This is a genomic window from Pseudomonas cichorii (assembly GCF_015471405.1).
GTDB lineage: Bacteria > Pseudomonadota > Gammaproteobacteria > Pseudomonadales > Pseudomonadaceae > Aquipseudomonas > Aquipseudomonas serbiensis.
Genome location: NZ_BLVZ01000019.1, coordinates 33,187 through 50,511, shown reverse-complemented (window position 1 = coordinate 50,511; position 17,325 = coordinate 33,187). Strand labels below are relative to the sequence as shown.

General features: G+C 58.5%; 15 protein-coding genes. 12 read left to right on the top strand and 3 right to left on the bottom strand.

What is annotated here, in order from left to right:
• Positions 1-50: 50 nt before the first annotated feature.
• From JL015_RS24790 to JL015_RS24735, 12 genes are all read left to right on the top strand, one after another.
• Entirely contained in the window at positions 51-1,829 is a 1,779-nt protein-coding gene (locus tag JL015_RS24790; protein ID WP_201020351.1) for a protein-disulfide reductase DsbD, read from the top strand.
• A 129-nt stretch (positions 1,830-1,958) separates the two neighbouring features.
• Positions 1,959-2,411, top strand: coding sequence for a type II 3-dehydroquinate dehydratase (aroQ, locus tag JL015_RS24785; protein WP_201005012.1), 453 nt, complete (start codon positions 1,959-1,961; stop codon positions 2,409-2,411).
• 79 nt (positions 2,412-2,490) lie between these two features.
• Positions 2,491-2,952 carry an acetyl-CoA carboxylase biotin carboxyl carrier protein gene (accB, locus tag JL015_RS24780; protein ID WP_201020350.1) on the top strand — a complete coding sequence of 154 codons (462 nt, stop codon included), beginning with the start codon at positions 2,491-2,493 and terminating at the stop codon, positions 2,950-2,952.
• Between the two features lie 17 nt (positions 2,953-2,969).
• Complete coding sequence (gene accC / locus JL015_RS24775; protein WP_201005015.1) at positions 2,970-4,313, top strand: acetyl-CoA carboxylase biotin carboxylase subunit; 1,344 nt, start codon at positions 2,970-2,972, stop codon at positions 4,311-4,313.
• Between the two features lie 126 nt (positions 4,314-4,439).
• Complete coding sequence (prmA, locus tag JL015_RS24770; RefSeq protein WP_201005017.1) at positions 4,440-5,318, top strand: 50S ribosomal protein L11 methyltransferase; 879 nt, start codon at positions 4,440-4,442, stop codon at positions 5,316-5,318.
• 24 nt (positions 5,319-5,342) lie between these two features.
• A complete protein-coding gene (locus JL015_RS24765; RefSeq protein ID WP_201020349.1) occupies positions 5,343-6,680 on the top strand; it encodes a DUF3426 domain-containing protein in 1,338 nt (445 codons plus the stop codon).
• Between the two features lie 316 nt (positions 6,681-6,996).
• A complete protein-coding gene (gene dusB / locus JL015_RS24760; protein WP_201020348.1) occupies positions 6,997-8,010 on the top strand; it encodes a tRNA dihydrouridine synthase DusB in 1,014 nt (337 codons plus the stop codon).
• Positions 8,007-8,327, top strand: coding sequence for a DNA-binding transcriptional regulator Fis (gene fis / locus JL015_RS24755; RefSeq protein ID WP_002555375.1), 321 nt, complete (start codon positions 8,007-8,009; stop codon positions 8,325-8,327). Before dusB ends, fis begins: the two co-directional genes overlap by 4 nt.
• Before the next feature lie 86 nt (positions 8,328-8,413).
• Positions 8,414-10,021 (top strand): bifunctional phosphoribosylaminoimidazolecarboxamide formyltransferase/IMP cyclohydrolase, encoded by a 1,608-nt coding sequence (gene purH / locus JL015_RS24750; protein WP_201020347.1) that lies wholly within the window; start codon positions 8,414-8,416, stop codon positions 10,019-10,021.
• A gap of 165 nt (positions 10,022-10,186) precedes the next feature.
• Entirely contained in the window at positions 10,187-11,482 is a 1,296-nt protein-coding gene (gene purD / locus JL015_RS24745) for a phosphoribosylamine--glycine ligase (RefSeq protein WP_201005024.1), read from the top strand.
• 91 nt (positions 11,483-11,573) lie between these two features.
• Positions 11,574-14,360: a hybrid sensor histidine kinase/response regulator gene (locus JL015_RS24740; RefSeq protein ID WP_201020346.1), complete on the top strand. Its 2,787-nt coding sequence runs from the start codon at positions 11,574-11,576 to the stop codon at positions 14,358-14,360.
• A gap of 67 nt (positions 14,361-14,427) precedes the next feature.
• A complete protein-coding gene (locus JL015_RS24735; protein WP_201005026.1) occupies positions 14,428-15,024 on the top strand; it encodes a MarC family protein in 597 nt (198 codons plus the stop codon).
• A gap of 4 nt (positions 15,025-15,028) precedes the next feature.
• Here JL015_RS24735 and JL015_RS24730 read toward each other — a convergent pair whose 3' ends face one another.
• From JL015_RS24730 to JL015_RS24720, 3 genes are all read right to left on the bottom strand, one after another.
• A complete protein-coding gene (locus JL015_RS24730; RefSeq protein WP_201020345.1) occupies positions 15,029-15,688 on the bottom strand; it encodes a hypothetical protein in 660 nt (219 codons plus the stop codon).
• Positions 15,688-16,395, bottom strand: a complete 708-nt coding sequence (locus JL015_RS24725; RefSeq protein ID WP_201020344.1) for a hypothetical protein — start codon at positions 16,393-16,395, stop codon at positions 15,688-15,690. The genes JL015_RS24730 and JL015_RS24725 overlap by 1 nt, the downstream gene beginning before the upstream one ends.
• 72 nt (positions 16,396-16,467) lie before the next feature.
• Positions 16,468-17,259 (bottom strand): hypothetical protein, encoded by a 792-nt coding sequence (locus tag JL015_RS24720; RefSeq protein WP_201020343.1) that lies wholly within the window; start codon positions 17,257-17,259, stop codon positions 16,468-16,470.
• Between the last annotated feature and the right edge of the window lie 66 nt (positions 17,260-17,325).

Here is a 17,325-nt window from a genome sequence, read left to right as displayed (position 1 = left end):
CCGTGAAACACTCCGCTATCATGCGCTGACTTTCGAGAATCGAGCCTGCCATGCGCCGTTTGTTATGCCTGATGCTGTTGATCCTGGCCCTGCCCGCTTTCGGGACCAGCCTGCTGGACAGTCGCCCTGCACCGACACTGGGCGGCGCCACACTGGATAACAGCAAGGAATTCCTGCCTGTACGCCAGGCATTCAAATTGAGCCTGATCGAAACGACCCCGCAATCGATCAAGCTACGCTTCGTCGCCACCGACGGCTATTACCTGTATCGCCATCGCTTCCAGTTCCGCACCGAACCTGCCGACATCGGCCTGGGTGAGGCGCAATTGCCCCAAGGCGAAAAGAAACACGACGAGTACTTTGGCGACGTCGAGGTCTATCACGGCATTCTGGACATCGACCTGCCCCGCAAGCCCGGTGAAGAGCGGCCTTTTGTCCTGAGCGTGAGCTATCAGGGCTGCGCCGATAAAGGCTTGTGTTACCCGCCGGAAACCGAGCGACTGAATATTGGTGACGTGCCACCTGCCGACACCGCATCAGCGGCAGGCAAGCAGGCCTGGAGCTGGAAAGAGCTGGCGCTGTTTTTTCTCGCGGGTATCGGCCTGACATTCACGCCCTGCGTGCTGCCAATGTTGCCGATTCTTTCCGGCGTGGTCTTGCGGGGTCAGGTCGGCGGTCTGCGCGGTCTGAGTCTTTCACTGGCCTACGTTTTGCCGATGGCCGTGTGCTTCGCCGTGCTGGGCGCCTTGATGGGCATGTTCGGAGCGGGCCTGAACCTGCAGGCACGTCTGCAATCGGCCTGGGTACTGGTGCCGTTTTCGCTGTTCTTCGTGCTGTTTGCCGTGGCGATGTTCGGCGTCTTTGAACTGCGTCTTCCGCAAGCCATCAGCAACAGACTGGATCGTATCGCAGGCAAGACCGAAGGTGGTTCGCTCTGGGGCGCAGCCGTGCTCGGCGTGGTTTCCAGCCTGCTGGTATCACCTTGCGTCTCGGCACCACTGGCCGGCGCGCTGCTCTATATAAGCGCCAGCGGAGATGCTCTGGGCGGCGGCCTGAAACTGTTCGCCCTGGGGCTGGGCATGGGAGCGCCGTTATTGCTGGTCGCGACCGGCGGAGCGGCGTGGCTGCCAAAGAGTGGCCCATGGCTGGTAACCGTGAAAAACGCCATTGGCGTGCTGCTGCTGGGCCTGGCCATAGGCTTGCTGAGCCGCGTATTGCCAGGGCAGATCACCTTGCTGCTGATCGGCATTCTGTGTGCCGGTGTCGCGCTGTTCCTCGGAGCCCTGGAATTCACTGCAAAATCTTCACGCCAAAAACTCGCGCAACTTCTCGGCCTGCTTTTGTTCGTCTACGCTCTGGCATGCTGGTACGGCGCATTGAGCGGGCAAACTGACCCGACTCGTCCACTGGGGCGCCCACAGGCAGCCACCATCAGCAACGGTATGGCAATACCGGTGACGTCCCAATGGCAGACCATCACCACGTCTGCCGAACTGGACCGGGCCTTGAGCGAAGCAAAAGATGCAGGCAAACCCTTGCTGCTCGACTGGTATGCCGACTGGTGCATCAGTTGCAAGGTTATCGAGCATGAAGTCCTGCCTGATCCAGGCGTCGTCGAGAAACTGACGGGCTACAGCCTGATCCGGTTCGACATGACAGACAGCAATGCAGAGCAACGTGCCCTGCTTGACCGCTACAAGCTGTTCGGACCACCCGCGTTGTTATTTTTCAGTAAAAGCGGCGAAGAACTGAAAAATGTCCGAGTCATTGGTGAAATCGACGTTCCTGCTTTCCTTGAGCGCATAAATAGAGCAAATGACCAAAATTAGGTGTCGGGTCATAAACTTTACGCAAACATCGCTCATTGTGCTGGCTACTGTAGTTAACTGGACAGTACATTCCCCTTGCGGCATAGTCGCCGGGCGTGAACGCCCGTAAACAAAATAAAGGAATAAACGATGGCGACTTTCCTGGTACTGCACGGCCCCAACCTGAATCTGCTCGGTACTCGCGAGCCCGGGATATATGGTGCCGTCACCCTGGCTCAAATCAACCAGGATCTGGAGCAGCGCGCTCGCGATGCCGGTCACCATCTGATGTACCTGCAAAGCAACGCCGAGTACGAATTGATCGACCGAATCCATGCTGCACGCACCGAAGGCGTGGACTTCATCATCATCAATCCGGCTGCTTTTACACATACAAGTGTGGCAATACGTGACGCGCTGCTGGGAGTGAGCATCCCATTCATCGAAGTGCATTTATCAAACGTGCACAAACGCGAACCTTTCCGCCATCACTCCTACTTTTCAGATGCTGCTGTAGGAGTGATCTGCGGCCTTGGCGCCAGCGGTTACCGACTGGCCCTGGAGGCCGCCCTGGAACAATTGGCCGTTAGCTCCAAGCCATGACCGGACCAGCATCGCTGGCCCTCACGGCTTGAACCGGCTGCCGAAATGCCCTGACAGACCCCTTGGGAGTTGATGATTAATGGATATTCGCAAAGTCAAGAAACTGATCGAACTGCTGGAAGAATCTGGTATCGACGAGCTGGAGATCCGTGAAGGCGAAGAATCCGTACGGATCAGCCGTCACAGCAAGACTCCGGCACAACCGTATTACGCGCCGGCTCCAGTTGCCGCGCCTGTAGCTGCTGCTCCGGTCGCACCGGTTGCCGCTGCTGCTGCCGCAGAAGCACCTTCGGCTCCGAAGCTGAACGGTCACGTGGTCAAGTCGCCAATGGTCGGTACGTTCTACCGCACTCCGGCACCTACTTCGCCTGCATTCGTCGAAGTCGGCCAGACCGTCAAGAAAGGCGACACCATCTGCATCGTCGAAGCGATGAAAATGATGAACCACATCCAGGCAGAAGCCAGCGGTGTGATCGAATCCATCCTGGTAGAAAACGGTCAGCCGGTTGAATTTGACCAGCCGCTGTTCACTATCGTTTGAACCGGGGAGAGCCTGCGATGTTGGAAAAAGTTCTGATCGCCAACCGCGGCGAAATTGCCTTGCGCATCCTGCGTGCCTGTAAGGAACTGGGCATCAAGACCGTCGCTGTACACTCCACGGCAGATCGCGAGTTGATGCACCTGGGCCTGGCAGATGAAACCGTCTGTATCGGTCCGGCTCCAGCCAACCTGTCCTACCTGAATATCCCGGCAATCATCTCGGCAGCCGAACTGACCGGCGCCACGGCGATTCACCCGGGCTACGGCTTTCTTGCGGAAAACGCGGATTTCGCCGAACAGGTAGAGAAATCGGGCTTCGCCTTCATCGGCCCAAAAGCAGACACCATTCGCCTGATGGGCGACAAGGTTTCCGCCAAGGACGCCATGAAGCGCGCCAGCGTACCGACGGTTCCAGGTTCTGACGGCCCACTGCCGGAAGACGAAGAAACCGCGCTGCGCATCGGCCGTGAAGTCGGCTACCCGGTGATCATCAAGGCCGCCGGTGGCGGTGGTGGTCGCGGCATGCGCGTGGTTCACCGCGAGGAAGACCTGATCGAAGCTGCCAGCCAGACCCGCGCCGAAGCGGCTGCCTGGTTCAGCAACCCGATGGTCTACCTGGAAAAATACCTGACCAACCCACGTCACGTGGAAGTTCAGGTCATTTCCGATGGCCAGGGCAATGCCATTCACCTGGGCGACCGTGACTGCTCGCTGCAACGCCGTCACCAGAAAGTCCTGGAAGAAGCACCGGCACCGTTCATCGACGAACAAGCCCGCAAGGACGTGTTCGCAGCTTGCGTAAAAGCATGCGTGGACATCGGCTACCGTGGCGCCGGCACGTTCGAGTTCCTGTACGAGAACGGCCGCTTCTACTTCATCGAAATGAACACTCGAGTTCAGGTAGAGCACCCGGTTTCGGAGATGGTCACCGGTATCGACATCGTCAAGGAGATGCTGAGCATCGCCGCCGGCAACAAACTGTCGTACACCCAGGATGACGTTGTCATCACGGGCCATGCGCTGGAATGCCGTATCAACGCTGAAGATCCGAAAACCTTCATTCCGAGCCCGGGCCTGGTCAAGCACTTCCACGCGCCAGGCGGTAACGGCGTGCGTGTAGACTCGCATCTGTACAGCGGCTACAAGGTTCCATCGAACTACGACTCGTTGATCGGCAAGCTGATCACATGGGGCGCGACCCGCGACGAAGCCATGGCACGCATGCGCAATGCCCTGGACGAAATCGTGGTCGACGGGATCAAGACCAATATCCCGCTGCACCGCGACCTGACCCGTGATGAAGGCTTCTGCGAAGGCGGAGTCAACATCCACTATCTTGAGCACAAACTGGCCAATCAATAAGTCAGCGTGTTTCAGATCAACAAAGCCGCAGCGATGCGGCTTTGTTGTTTGCGCCGCATAGAAGTAAACTTGCCCGCTTCTTCGCGGCAGTACCGCGCACACATTTTGACTCGAAGGTAATCCGCCATGCCTTGGCTGCAAGTCCGCCTCGCCATCAGCCCAGAACAAGCCGAAACCTACGAGGACGCGCTGCTTGAAGTCGGCGCCGTATCCGTGACCTTCATGGATGCCGAAGACCAGCCGATTTTCGAGCCTGAACTCAATACCACCCCGCTGTGGGCACACACCCACCTGCTGGCCCTGTTCGAAGCCGACACCGACGCCGATCTGGCACTGGCGCACCTGCGCCTGCTGACCGACGCCGAACTGCCCGAGCACACCGCCGAAGTCATCGAAGACCAGGACTGGGAGCGCAGCTGGATGGATAACTTCCAGCCAATGCGCTTCGGCCAGCGCCTGTGGATCGTCCCGAGCTGGCACGCTGCTCCAGAGCCTGACGCCGTGAACCTGCTGCTCGATCCGGGCCTGGCATTCGGCACCGGCACCCACCCGACCACAGCCCTGTGCCTGGAATGGCTGGACGGCCAGGACCTCAAAGGCTGCAACGTGCTGGATTTCGGCTGTGGCTCGGGCATCCTGGCGATCGCTGCACTGTTGCTGGGCGCCGAGCAGGCAGTGGGCACCGATATCGACGTTCAGGCACTTGAAGCCTCTCGTGACAATGCCGGACGCAACAACATCGCAGCCGAGCGCTTCCCGCTATACCTGCCTGAAGACATGCCCCAGCAACAGGCCGACGTGCTGGTCGCCAATATCCTGGCCGGCCCGCTGGTATCGCTGGCCCCGCAACTGGCAACACTGGTCAAGACCGGCGGTCGTCTGGCACTGTCCGGAATTCTTGCAGAACAAGGTGAGGAAGTAGCCGCAGCCTATGCTGCTACATTCGATCTGGACCCTATCGCCAACCGTGATGGCTGGGTACGCATCACAGGTCGTCGCCGTTAACAGCCGCCTGAACCGGACAGCAGCATGACCGACAGCTTCGTCACCCAGTGCCCCCACTGCCAAACCAGTTTCAGAGTCAGCCACGCCCAACTGAGCGTGGCCCGCGGCGTGGTGCGCTGCGGAGCCTGTCTGCAGGTTTTCAATGCCGCCCGGCAACTGCTGGAGCAGCGCTCGGCCGACGAACCCGAGATCACGCAACCGCCCGCACAGGAAATCGCCGCCCCGCAAGTCACCGAACAAGCGCCTCCCGCGCCGATCGTCGAGCCCGAACCGACTCCGGCACCTCAGGAAGTCATCCCGGAAGATGACGATCCCTGGAAGGTCAGCGAGTTCGACCTGGACAATCTGGACCTCGACGAAGAACTCGCCCGGCTTGAACAGCGGGAAATCCAGCTGCCCGACACCTTCGGCAAGGCAAACACCCGCAACGGCGATGCATTGCTGACGGCCCAGCGGGACAATGCGGAAGCCGAAGAAAGCACATGGGTCGGCAGCCTGCGCAATGACGATGTCAGCCACCTGCCGGAAATACAGGCCGAAGTTGTCACCGCCACAGAGCCGACTGCGGAGCCCGAACCCGACTCAAGCCCCGAACCCGAGCAGCCTGCCGGCCGTGAACGGACCGAGCCGTCATTGTCACTGGGCGACGTCGATCTGGACGATGACCAGCCGGCACTCAGCTCCCGCAAGCAGCCAACCAGTGAAAGCACTGAGCGCTGGTCGGCACGGGATGAAGAGGAAGACAATCACGACGACGAACACGAGCCATCGATCGCCCCTCGCGGCAAACGCACGCGAAACGAACCGGCGGTGCGCGATCAGGCACTTCTGGACCTGACCGATGACCCGCTGCAACTGGACTGGCAACGCCCCAAGCCACGCTGGGGACGCCGCCTGTTCTGGGGCCTGCTGGTTCTGCTCGCCCTGGCAGGGCTGGCGGGCCAGTACATCTGGTATCACTTCGACCATCTGGCCAGACAGGACCAGTACCGCTCCTGGTTCCAGCAGATCTGCCCGAAAATTGACTGCAAGGTGCCATCGAAGGTCGACATTGCACTGCTCAAGAGCAGCAATCTGGTGGTGCGCAGCCATCCGGAGTTCCAGGGCGCACTGGTAGTGGACGCAATCATCTACAACCGCGCATCATTCTCACAGCCGTTTCCGCTTCTTGAGCTAAGATTTGCCGATACCAGCGGTCAGCTCATTGCCAGTCGTCGGTTCAAACCGGGCGAATACTTGAGCGGCGAAATGGCTGGCAAGGAAGAGATGCCACCCCAGACACCGATCCATATTGCGCTGGATATCCTCGATCCTGGCGCCAAAGCCGTGAATTACAGCCTGAACTTCCGCTCACCGGAATGAGCCCGGCCTCACCCTGCCCGCCGATGCTCTCAGGTGCCTGAAAGCACGTCTGCGCGGGCCATGAAGCATAAATAGCGAAGTTTTCATGACATTTCGCCCAAAAAGCGAACCGTTAGCGATAAGAAAATAACTGTTCAGATTTTATCCAATTCAGCCTTTATCCAGTCATCGAGAGCGGGTATCATGCCAACCCTTTTTCAAACTCTCGGTTCAGTCTCAAGGTTGCGCAAGCAACTGAAGACGGGGCTGTTGCAGACCGTGTGGAACGGTTTTTTACACGGCCTGCGGATGATCCGGCCCCACGATAGGTAAAGCTATGTCGGCGGTACGCATCGGTCCGTATACGTTACAGAATGGCTTGATTCTCGCCCCGATGGCGGGCGTCACCGACCAGCCTTTCCGGCAACTGTGCAGAGAACTCGGCGCAGGCCTGGTGGTATCGGAAATGGTCACCAGTGACATGAGCCTGTGGAACAGTCGCAAATCGCGTCTGCGCATGATCCACGAAGGTGATCCCGAGCCCCGCTCGGTCCAGATCGCCGGCGGTGATCCGCAGATGCTCGCGCAGGCAGCGCGGGCCAATGTCGAACTGGGTGCCCAGATCATCGACATCAACATGGGCTGCCCGGCCAAGAAGGTCTGTAACAAGGCCGCAGGCTCGGCGCTTCTGAAAGATGAAAAGCTGGTGAGTGAGATTCTGCAGGCCGTAGTGGCTGCAGTCGATGTACCGGTGACCCTGAAGATCCGCACCGGCTGGGACCGCGACAACAAGAACGGCCTTACGGTCGCCAGAATCGCCGAACAGTCAGGAATACAGGCGCTGGCGGTTCACGGTCGGACCCGTGCAGACCTTTACACCGGCGAAGCCGAGTACGACACCATTGCCGAAATCAAGCAGGCGATGTCGATTCCGGTATTCGCCAATGGCGACATCGATTCACCCGAAAAAGCCCGGTACGTGCTACAGGCCACCGGAGCGGACGGGCTACTGATTGGAAGGGCCGCCCAGGGGCGACCATGGATTTTTCGTGAAATAGATCACTACCTGCGTACTGGCGAAAAACTGCCAGCGCTGCCGGTCAGTGAAGTGGAACGTATTCTGCTTGAACATCTGACAGCCCTCCACGCCTTCTATGGGGACGTGATGGGCGTGCGTATTGCACGCAAGCATGTCGGTTGGTATCTCGCAACCTTGCCGGGCGCCAGGGAATTTCGCGCCCATTTCAATCGTTTGGAAGATACGGAAGCACAGTGCGCCAACGTCCGGGAGTTCTTGAGCCAAGGCTACAAGGGCCCGGATAACCAGAATAAAGAAGAGGTGGCCGCATGACGATGATGACCGAGACTTTAGTGAGTGGAACAACACCCGTGAGTGACAACGTCAATTTGAAACAGCACCTCAACACGCCGAGCGAAGAGGGTCAGACCCTGCGCGGCAGTGTCGAGAAGGCGCTGCACAATTATTTCGCCCACCTCGAAGGCGCTTCCGTCACTGACGTGTACAACCTGGTGTTGTCGGAAGTCGAGGCTCCGCTTCTCGAAAGCGTGATGAACTACGTCAAGGGCAACCAGACGAAGGCTTCCGAACTGCTGGGCCTCAATCGCGGCACGCTGCGCAAGAAACTCAAGCAGTACGACCTGCTTTAAGCATTATTCAATACAGAAAAGGCGACCCGCCTTGCACAGCGGTCGCCTTTTTTTGCTGACTTCCTTTGCTTTTGATGGAAATTGAAATGACCGACCAGACTACCCGCCTGCCGATCCGCCGCGCTTTGATCAGCGTTTCCGACAAGACAGGAATCCTCGAATTCGCACGCGAGCTTGAAGCGCTGGGCGTCGAGATTCTTTCGACTGGCGGTACTTTCAAGCTGCTGCAGGACAACGGTGTTGCAGCCGTGGAAGTGGCCGATTACACCGGTTTCGCCGAGATGATGGATGGCCGGGTCAAAACCCTGCACCCCAAGATCCACGGCGGCATCCTGGGTCGTCGCGGTATCGACGATGCAATCATGAACGAGCATGGCATCAAGCCGATCGATCTGGTCGCGGTCAACCTCTATCCGTTTGAAGCCACGGTTTCCAAGCCGGGCTGCGACCTGCCGACCGCCATCGAGAACATCGATATCGGCGGCCCGACCATGGTTCGTTCCGCTGCGAAGAACCACAAGGACGTCGCCATCGTGGTCAATGCCAGCGACTACGCCCAGGTCCTGGAAAACCTCAAGGCCGGCGGCCTGACCTACGCTCAGCGTTTCGACCTGATGCTCAAGGCTTTCGAGCACACTGCTGCCTACGACGGCATGATCGCCAACTACCTGGGCAGCGTCGACCAGAGCGCCGAAACCCTCAGCACCGAAGGCCGCAGCCAGTTCCCGCGTACCTTCAACACCCAGTTCATCAAGGCGCAGGAAATGCGCTACGGCGAGAACCCGCACCAGAGCGCGGCGTTCTACGTTGAGGCCAGACCTGCCGAAGTCGGCATCGCGACCGCTACCCAGTTGCAAGGCAAGGAACTGTCGTTCAACAACGTGGCCGACACCGATGCCGCCCTGGAATGCGTCAAGAGCTTCGTCAAGCCAGCCTGCGTGATCGTCAAGCACGCCAACCCGTGCGGCGTCGCCGTCAGCCCGGACGACGAAGGCGGCATTCGCAAGGCCTATGACCTGGCCTACGCCACCGACGCCGAATCCGCTTTTGGCGGCATCATTGCCTTCAACCGCGAGCTGGACGCCGACACCGCCAAGGCCATCGTTGACCGTCAGTTCGTTGAAGTCATCATCGCACCAAGCGTCAGCGCCGAAGCTGCTGCCATCGTTGCGGCCAAAGCCAACGTTCGCCTGCTGACCACCGGCCAATGGGCTGCCGAACGTGGCGCTGCCTGGGATTACAAGCGCGTCAATGGCGGCCTGCTGGTACAAAGCCGCGACATCGGCATGATCACTTCTGCCGACCTCAAGATCGTCACCCAGCGCGCACCGACCGAACACGAAGTACACGACCTGATCTTCGCCTGGAAAGTCGCCAAGTACGTCAAGTCCAACGCCATCGTCTACGCCAAGAATCGCCAGACCATCGGCGTCGGCGCAGGCCAGATGAGCCGCGTGAACTCCGCACGCATCGCCGCCATCAAGGCTGAGCACGCTGGCTTGCAGGTTCAGGGCGCGGTCATGGCTTCCGACGCATTCTTCCCGTTCCGCGACGGCATCGACAATGCCGCCAAGGCAGGCATCACTGCCGTCATCCAGCCAGGTGGCTCGATGCGCGACAGCGAAGTGATTGCGGCAGCAGACGAAGCGGGCATTGCGATGGTATTTACCGGCATGCGCCATTTCAGACACTGATTGCAGTTTTGAGCCTCAAGCTGCAAGCGACAAGAAAGAGCGGATTGCGCCGTTCTTTCTTGATGCGGCAGTTCAATTTTTCAAAGCCATAAGCTGTAGTTCGAGAGCTGCGCGATCAGCCTTCACTTGCAGCTTGTAGCTTTTCTCCGAAGGAGACTTTCACTTATGAACGTATTGATTATCGGCAGCGGCGGTCGTGAACACGCTCTTGCCTGGAAAGTGGCTCAGGACCCGCGGGTCGAGAAGGTTTTCGTCGCGCCGGGCAACGCCGGTACGGCCATCGAAGCCAAGTGCGAGAACGTCGCCATCGACGTACTGGCTCTTGAGCAACTGGCCGACTTTGCCGAGAAGAACGTGTCCCTGACCATCGTTGGTCCGGAAGTCCCGCTGGTTGCAGGCGTCGTGGATCTGTTCCGCAGCCGTGGCCTGGACTGCTTTGGCCCGACTGCCGGTGCCGCTCAGCTCGAAGGCTCCAAGGCGTTCACCAAGGACTTCCTGGCTCGCCACAAGATCCCGACTGCCGACTACCAGAACTTCACAGAGATCGAGCCTGCCCTGGCTTATCTGCGTGAGAAAGGCGCCCCTATCGTCATCAAGGCCGACGGTCTGGCAGCCGGTAAAGGCGTGATCGTTGCAATGACGCTGACCGAAGCAGAAGACGCCGTTCGCGACATGCTGGCAGGCAATGCCTTTGGCGAAGCCGGTTCGCGAGTTGTGATCGAAGAATTCCTCGATGGCGAAGAAGCCAGCTTCATTGTGATGGTCGATGGCAAGAATGTTCTGCCAATGGCCACCAGCCAGGACCACAAACGTGTCGGCGACGGCGACAGCGGTCCGAACACCGGCGGCATGGGTGCTTACTCCCCTGCTCCTGTGGTTACTGCCGAAGTTCACCAGCGCGTCATGGATCTGGTCATCTGGCCAACTGTTCGCGGCATGGCAGAAGAAGGCAACGTTTATACCGGTTTCCTCTATGCTGGTCTGATGATCGACAAGGCTGGCAACCCGAAAGTCATCGAGTTCAACTGCCGCTTTGGCGACCCGGAAACCCAACCTGTCATGCTGCGCCTGCAATCGAGCCTGGTGCTGCTGGTCGAGGCCGCTTTGGCCCAGGCACTGGACAAGGTTGAAGCACAGTGGGACCCTCGTCCAAGCCTGGGTATCGTTCTGGCTGCCGGTGGCTACCCTGGCGATTACGCCAAAGGCGCGGCGATTGAAGGTCTGGATGCAGCGGCACAACTGCCGGGCAAGGTATTCCATGCAGGCACGGCACTGAAAGATGAGCGTGTCGTCACAAGCGGTGGTCGCGTATTGTGTGCAACCGCACTGGGCGACAGCGTCGGTAACGCACAGGAAAACGCCTACGCCCTGGCTGCGAAGATTGATTGGGAAGGTTGCTTCTACCGCAAGGACATTGGCTATCGCGCCATTGCCCGTGAGCGTGGTGAGAGTCAGGAATAAGTCTGCCGGACCAGCCCCTGACAAGGGGGCTGGTCGGTTGCTCCGGTACTGCGCACTGTTATCAGGCATTCACTCAGGAAGGGATATCAACGTGCGCTGGCTCAGGATTGCCATAGTTTCAACAGCCGGATTACTGTCCTTGCTCTTCATGCTTACGGCCAAGGCCGAGCATGGCGCAGGCTGGTCGACGCTGCTCGACGAACAGGCAAGCCTGCAACTGAACGATATCCGCTCGGCCCGCTACCAGAACCAGTTCAGCCCCATCGACCTTGAACGGGTCACTGCCGCAGACCGCAACAGCGCGCTATGGCTTCACTATCGGGTCCCTCCTACCCGGCACGAACAACTGATACGCATCTTCGCGCCAGACCTGGCCAGCGGAGACCTGTACATCATCGAAGGCGAAAAGCTGGTCGATCACCTGCGCACAGGCAACGATGTGCCCAAGCAGGACCAGCGACTGCCCTCCAACGATTTTCTGCTACCCGTCCCGCAAAGCGACGTCACGCTGGACTTGTATCTGCGACTCGTCTCGACCCAGAAACTGCGCCCCAGCATCACGCTGCAACCGGCGATAGCCAGCGCGGCAGATGAGCGCGAACCCTTTCTGTTCGGCCTGTTGTTCGGCGCGCTGATCATGCTGATCACCCAGAACCTCACGCGCTACTGGCATACCAAATCGCGCAGCAACCTGTGGCTGGCAGCCTGTGAAACCCTGCTCGCGCTGAGTGCGTTCCTGCTGCTCAACCTGCTCGACATGGCCAAGACCTGGCATATCGCGCAAACTCCGGGCGCTCACATTGCGCTGTTGCTCGCCGCCGTGGCGGGGCTGTTTTATACCTATTGCTTCTTTGTGCATCGGGGCATCAAGCCACTCGACCGGCTGATGCAGATCGACGCCGTACTCATGGGCACGGGTGTGCTGCTGGTACTGCTCTTCGACAGCCTGCCGCTCAACGTCATGACTTTCCTGCTGGTTTCCCTGACCACGCTGAGCATCCTGACGGTATCGATCTGGCACTGGCAGAAAGGCTACCGGCCGGCGCGCCTGTTCGTGGTTTCGATGATCATCTTCAACCTCGGCTATCTGGTCATCGTTCCGGGCCTGCTGTGGCTGAGCCTGATCCCGCCGCAGTGGCTGATCCTCGCCCTGCTGGGGGTTTTCTGTATCTGCGGCCTGCTGATGGGCATCGCCCTGAACGAGCGTTCGCGCAGCATTACCGAGGACAAGTTCAGCCTCAGCCGCGACCAGGCTGCCAGCACGGCAGAGGTCAATGCCAAAGCCGAGTTCCTGGCCAAGATCAGCCACGAAATACGCACCCCGATGAACGGCGTGCTCGGCATGACCGAGCTGCTGCTGGACACGCCACTGTCGGTCAAGCAGCGCGACTATGTGGAAACCATCCACAGTGCAGGCAACGAACTGCTGACACTCATCAACGAGATTCTCGACATCACCAAGCTGGAATCGGGGCAGATCGAACTCGACGATGTGCAGTTCGATATCAGCGCTCTGGTCGAAGACTGCCTGAATATCTTCCGCGCCAAGGCCGAGCAGCAGAATGTCGAGCTGATCAGCATGATTCACCCTCAGGTTCCGCGCGTCATCAGTGGTGACCCGACACGTCTGCGCCAGACGCTGATGAGCCTGCTGGAAAACGCCCTGAAGAAAACCGAAGAGGGCGAGATCCTGCTGGCAGTCGCTCTTGACTCCAAACCCGGCAAACATCGCGTGCGTATTTCTGTGCAGGACAGCGGCATGCCCCTGTCTACCGAGGAACGCGATGCCTTGATGCACACCGAACTGCACAGCAAGCACTTCCTGACCAGCAACAAGCTCGGCGGCCATCTGGGCCTGGTGATCGCACGCCGGCTGACGGAATTGATGGATGGCGAATTCGGCATCCAGAACGGCAACCCTCAGGGCACCACGCTCTGGCTGAGCCTGCCACTGGACTCCAAACTGCTGGAGCAGCCGACTACCGATCTGGACGGCCCGCTCAAGGATGCCCGTGTGCTGGTCGTCGACGACAACGATACCTGCCGCAAGGTACTGGTGCAGCAATGCAGTGCGTGGGGCCTGAACGTCAGTGCCGTACCGTCCGGCAAGGAAGCCCTGGCGCTGCTGCGCACCAAGGCGCATCTGCGCGACTATTTCGACGTGGTGCTGCTAGACCAGAACATGCCCGGCATGAGCGGCATGCAACTGGCTGCCAAGATCAAGGAAGACCCGAGCCTCAATCACGATATCCTGCTGATCATGCTCACCGGCATCAGTAATGCACCCAGCAAGATCATCGCCCGCAATGCCGGTATCAAGCGTATCCTGGCCAAGCCGGTAGCCGGTTACACGCTCAAGACCACACTGGCGGACGAACTGACCCAGTTGAACAAAGGTGTCGTGCCTCTCCCGGCGCAGCCTTCCTTGAACACTCCGGTCAGCGTGCCCGGCGACTTCCGTATCCTGGTGGCCGAAGACAACAGCATCTCCACCAAGGTCATCCGCGGCATGCTCGGAAAGCTCAATCTGCACCCCGATACTGCCAGCAACGGCGAAGAAGCCCTGCGTGCCATGAAAGCCCAGCGCTATGATCTGGTCCTGATGGATTGTGAAATGCCGATCCTCGATGGTTTCTCGGCGACCGAACAACTGCGAGCCTGGGAAGTGGGCAACCAGCGCGTACGGACCCCGGTCGTGGCCCTTACGGCGCACATCCTGGCCGAACACAAGGACCGCGCCCGTCAGGCAGGCATGGACGGGCACATGGCAAAACCCATCGAGCTTTCACAGCTGAGGGAACTGATCGAATACTGGGTCGCGCAGCGTGAAGCAACACGCAACCTGACGTCGAACGGCAGCCTTTACCAGCAGAACTGATGAGTCGAAACAAAGCCGCCTGATAGACTTGCCTGCCTCTCCCCACTTGCTGCCGTGAGCCAAGATCATGCTCCATGTGCTGTTCAGCGTTTATTTGAAGATGCTGGTGCTCTATAGCCCGTTCTTCGTTCTTTCCTGCTTCATCAGCCTGACACGCGGCCACTCGCGCAAGGAACAACGGCGCCTGGCGTGGAAGGTCGCACTGGCGACACTGATTTCCAGCGTGCTGCTCTATCTGTTCGGGCGAGTGATCTTCGATGTATTCGGCATCACTGTGGATGCCTTCCGGATTGGCGCTGGCAGCGTGCTGTTCATTTCGGCACTGGGCATGGCGCAAGGCAAATCAGCGGTCCAGACCGATAACATCCAGCAGGATGTCACCATCGTTCCCTTGACCATACCGATCACCGTCGGCCCCGGCACCATCGGTGCGCTGCTGGTCATGGGCGTCAGCCAGCCTCATTGGGACGACAAGCTCACCGCCATTCTGAGTATTGCCCTGGCCAGTTTCAGCGTTGGAGTCGTTCTGTATCTGTCTGATCGAATCGAACGCATCCTCGGTGACCAGGGCCTGCAGATTGTCAGCCGCCTGATGGGGTTGTTCGTCTGTGCTCTGGCAGCGCAGATCATTTTTACCGGTGTCAGAGGGTATCTGGTTCCCTGAGACCTCAGAGCGGAATGCGCTTGATACGCTCCGCTCCCCTGCCCTGTAATTCCTTTCGCACACGGTCGCGGTTCAAAGCGTATTGAGCGCTGTCGAAGACGAAGCCGCCGCCCTTGAGCAACAGCCTCATTTCATAATTGAGCGGCCACATGGGAATCCTGGATATCCATGAGTACCAGGGTTTTGGCTTGGTAAGGCTGATCATTTGCAGCCCACAGATCACGATATGAATCTGCCCGGACTCTCGTTTCTCGCAAGGCACTATCTGAAAGCTTTCGGAGCGCCCCACACTGAACCAACTGCTGAAAAAGTCTTTTGCATGCTCGCTGTTGAACATGAGCTGAAGCGAAGATTTCGCCAGTTCAGCAAGCCGGGGAGAAGTGATACGGGCCACAAGCAACGCGGCCTGACGCTGGAAATCCTTGGGTTTATTGAAGACCGCGGACTTTTGATCAATCACCGATGTGCGTGAAAGCCCGCACGTCACCAGCTTCTGCTGGTACGCATTGATCCAGCCCTCCCAGTTTCTCTTGCGGTCATAAGCCTCGAAAGCACACAGCTCGGCCAGCAAGAGGCAGTCCTGAATATCCGCACGCTCCTGCGCATCAATGCCGGGCAGGAAAGAAACCAGGTTATTGGCCATCAACAGAGAGTTTGAATTCATCACTCGCCCTCCCCCAGATCGACAATCAACTGATCACGTCTTTCACCCAGCCTGGCGACCAGATCCTTCCTGAAATAACCGAAGCCGTGTTCATCCAGCTCGGCCGAAACAGTTGCGATCTCCAGATTCTTCAAGCTGTCCGGTCGGGCGAACAATTGCGAAAGCGGCATTTCACCTGCGAGTGGCGTGCTTTGGAACGAAAGAATGATCAGGTTGAGCACCGGCTCGACATCGACAAACCCCAGTTGCAGGGTTATGGAGCAATCCTGCCTGTCGGGCGAGGCCAACTCTGCCGTCGACCCGGGAAGCCTCGGGGCCGGCAGACAGCGGGTCGTCTGTTCAATAAACAAAGCCTTGGCGGCAATCTCTTCGGTGCCACTTACAAAGTGCTTCAGGGTGCGCTCTGCCTGCTCGATGAACGGCAAAGGCACTCGACTGGCCAGCTTTTCCCTGGTGTAGTCCCACAGTGAACCTGTGTACTCCAGGGGCGCATCCTGCACCTCGCGGTAGGTGATATTGCAGCGAAACCGGGTCAGAGCACTGAGATAGGTCTGACGCCATTCGACAGGCTCGGCAAACTTCTCATGCCTGGCCGAGGCGGCCAACTGGCTATACAGGCTACAGTCCAGCACATCCGACTTGAATGAAGAGGATACGCCGCTGGAAAAAAAGAACAGGCTGCCTGCGTTGATATAACGCTGTTGCATTCCCTTGCACATAAGATTCCCTCATTACGCTCATCGAAAAAAAGCCGCGGCGAACCGCGGCTCAACACCTCGTCAAATCTCGAACTCAGCCAGTGCAGATCGGGCATTTGCCGTCAGCTTCGCCTCGACCTCACCCTTTACCCGCGCATAATGCTGAAGGTTCAGGACCAGATTGTTCTCGGCACGCTTGATGCGCACAGAAGCATTGTTCCATTCCCAGAACAGCACGTTGGTTATGTCCTGAGAGGTAACGAAGTTCACGGCCCCCATCGCCATGACCACTTCACCATCACTGGACTCGGCTGCGGACGCGATAGTGAACTTGGCACTTTTATGGGTTTTGCTTGAGTTCTCGAACAACCGCAGAGGCTTGTCACTGGCTTGCAGTGCCTTCACGGTGTCCTTCGCGACCTTGAGCAGCAATACAGAAGTCGGGCCTGGCACTGCCATGGCAACGATGGCCGATTCCAGAATCTTGAGCGCTTCCTGTTCCATGGTGAAACGGGTATTGCTGCTTCGATAGTCCGAAAGCTCTTTGGACTGGGAGAACCAGCCGCAGTAACCCAGCACCTTGGTGAAGGTTTCGTACCACTGCACGGCATTCTCATTGCTGTCCCGGTACTTCTTGTTGGCGGCCAGCGAAGCGAGCAGAACGCTGTCCTTGATAATCTGTTTGTTCTCTTTGGACATGCCGGAAACGATAGAGACTACGGTATCTCCGGCCACCAGAGCACCGGGATTCTTCTCATCCACTTCCATAAGGCCGAGAGACTTCCTCTTGTTATCGACATGTTCCTGGTGATCACAGTCACCCAGGTCACAGTTAGCGATTTCGATCTTGCTTTTTTCAACTTCATCAAACATTTCAAGTTCCTTTTTTAAGTTGGGTTCATCCTTGAAGGACAACTCAAAGCTACTCCATGCATTCGG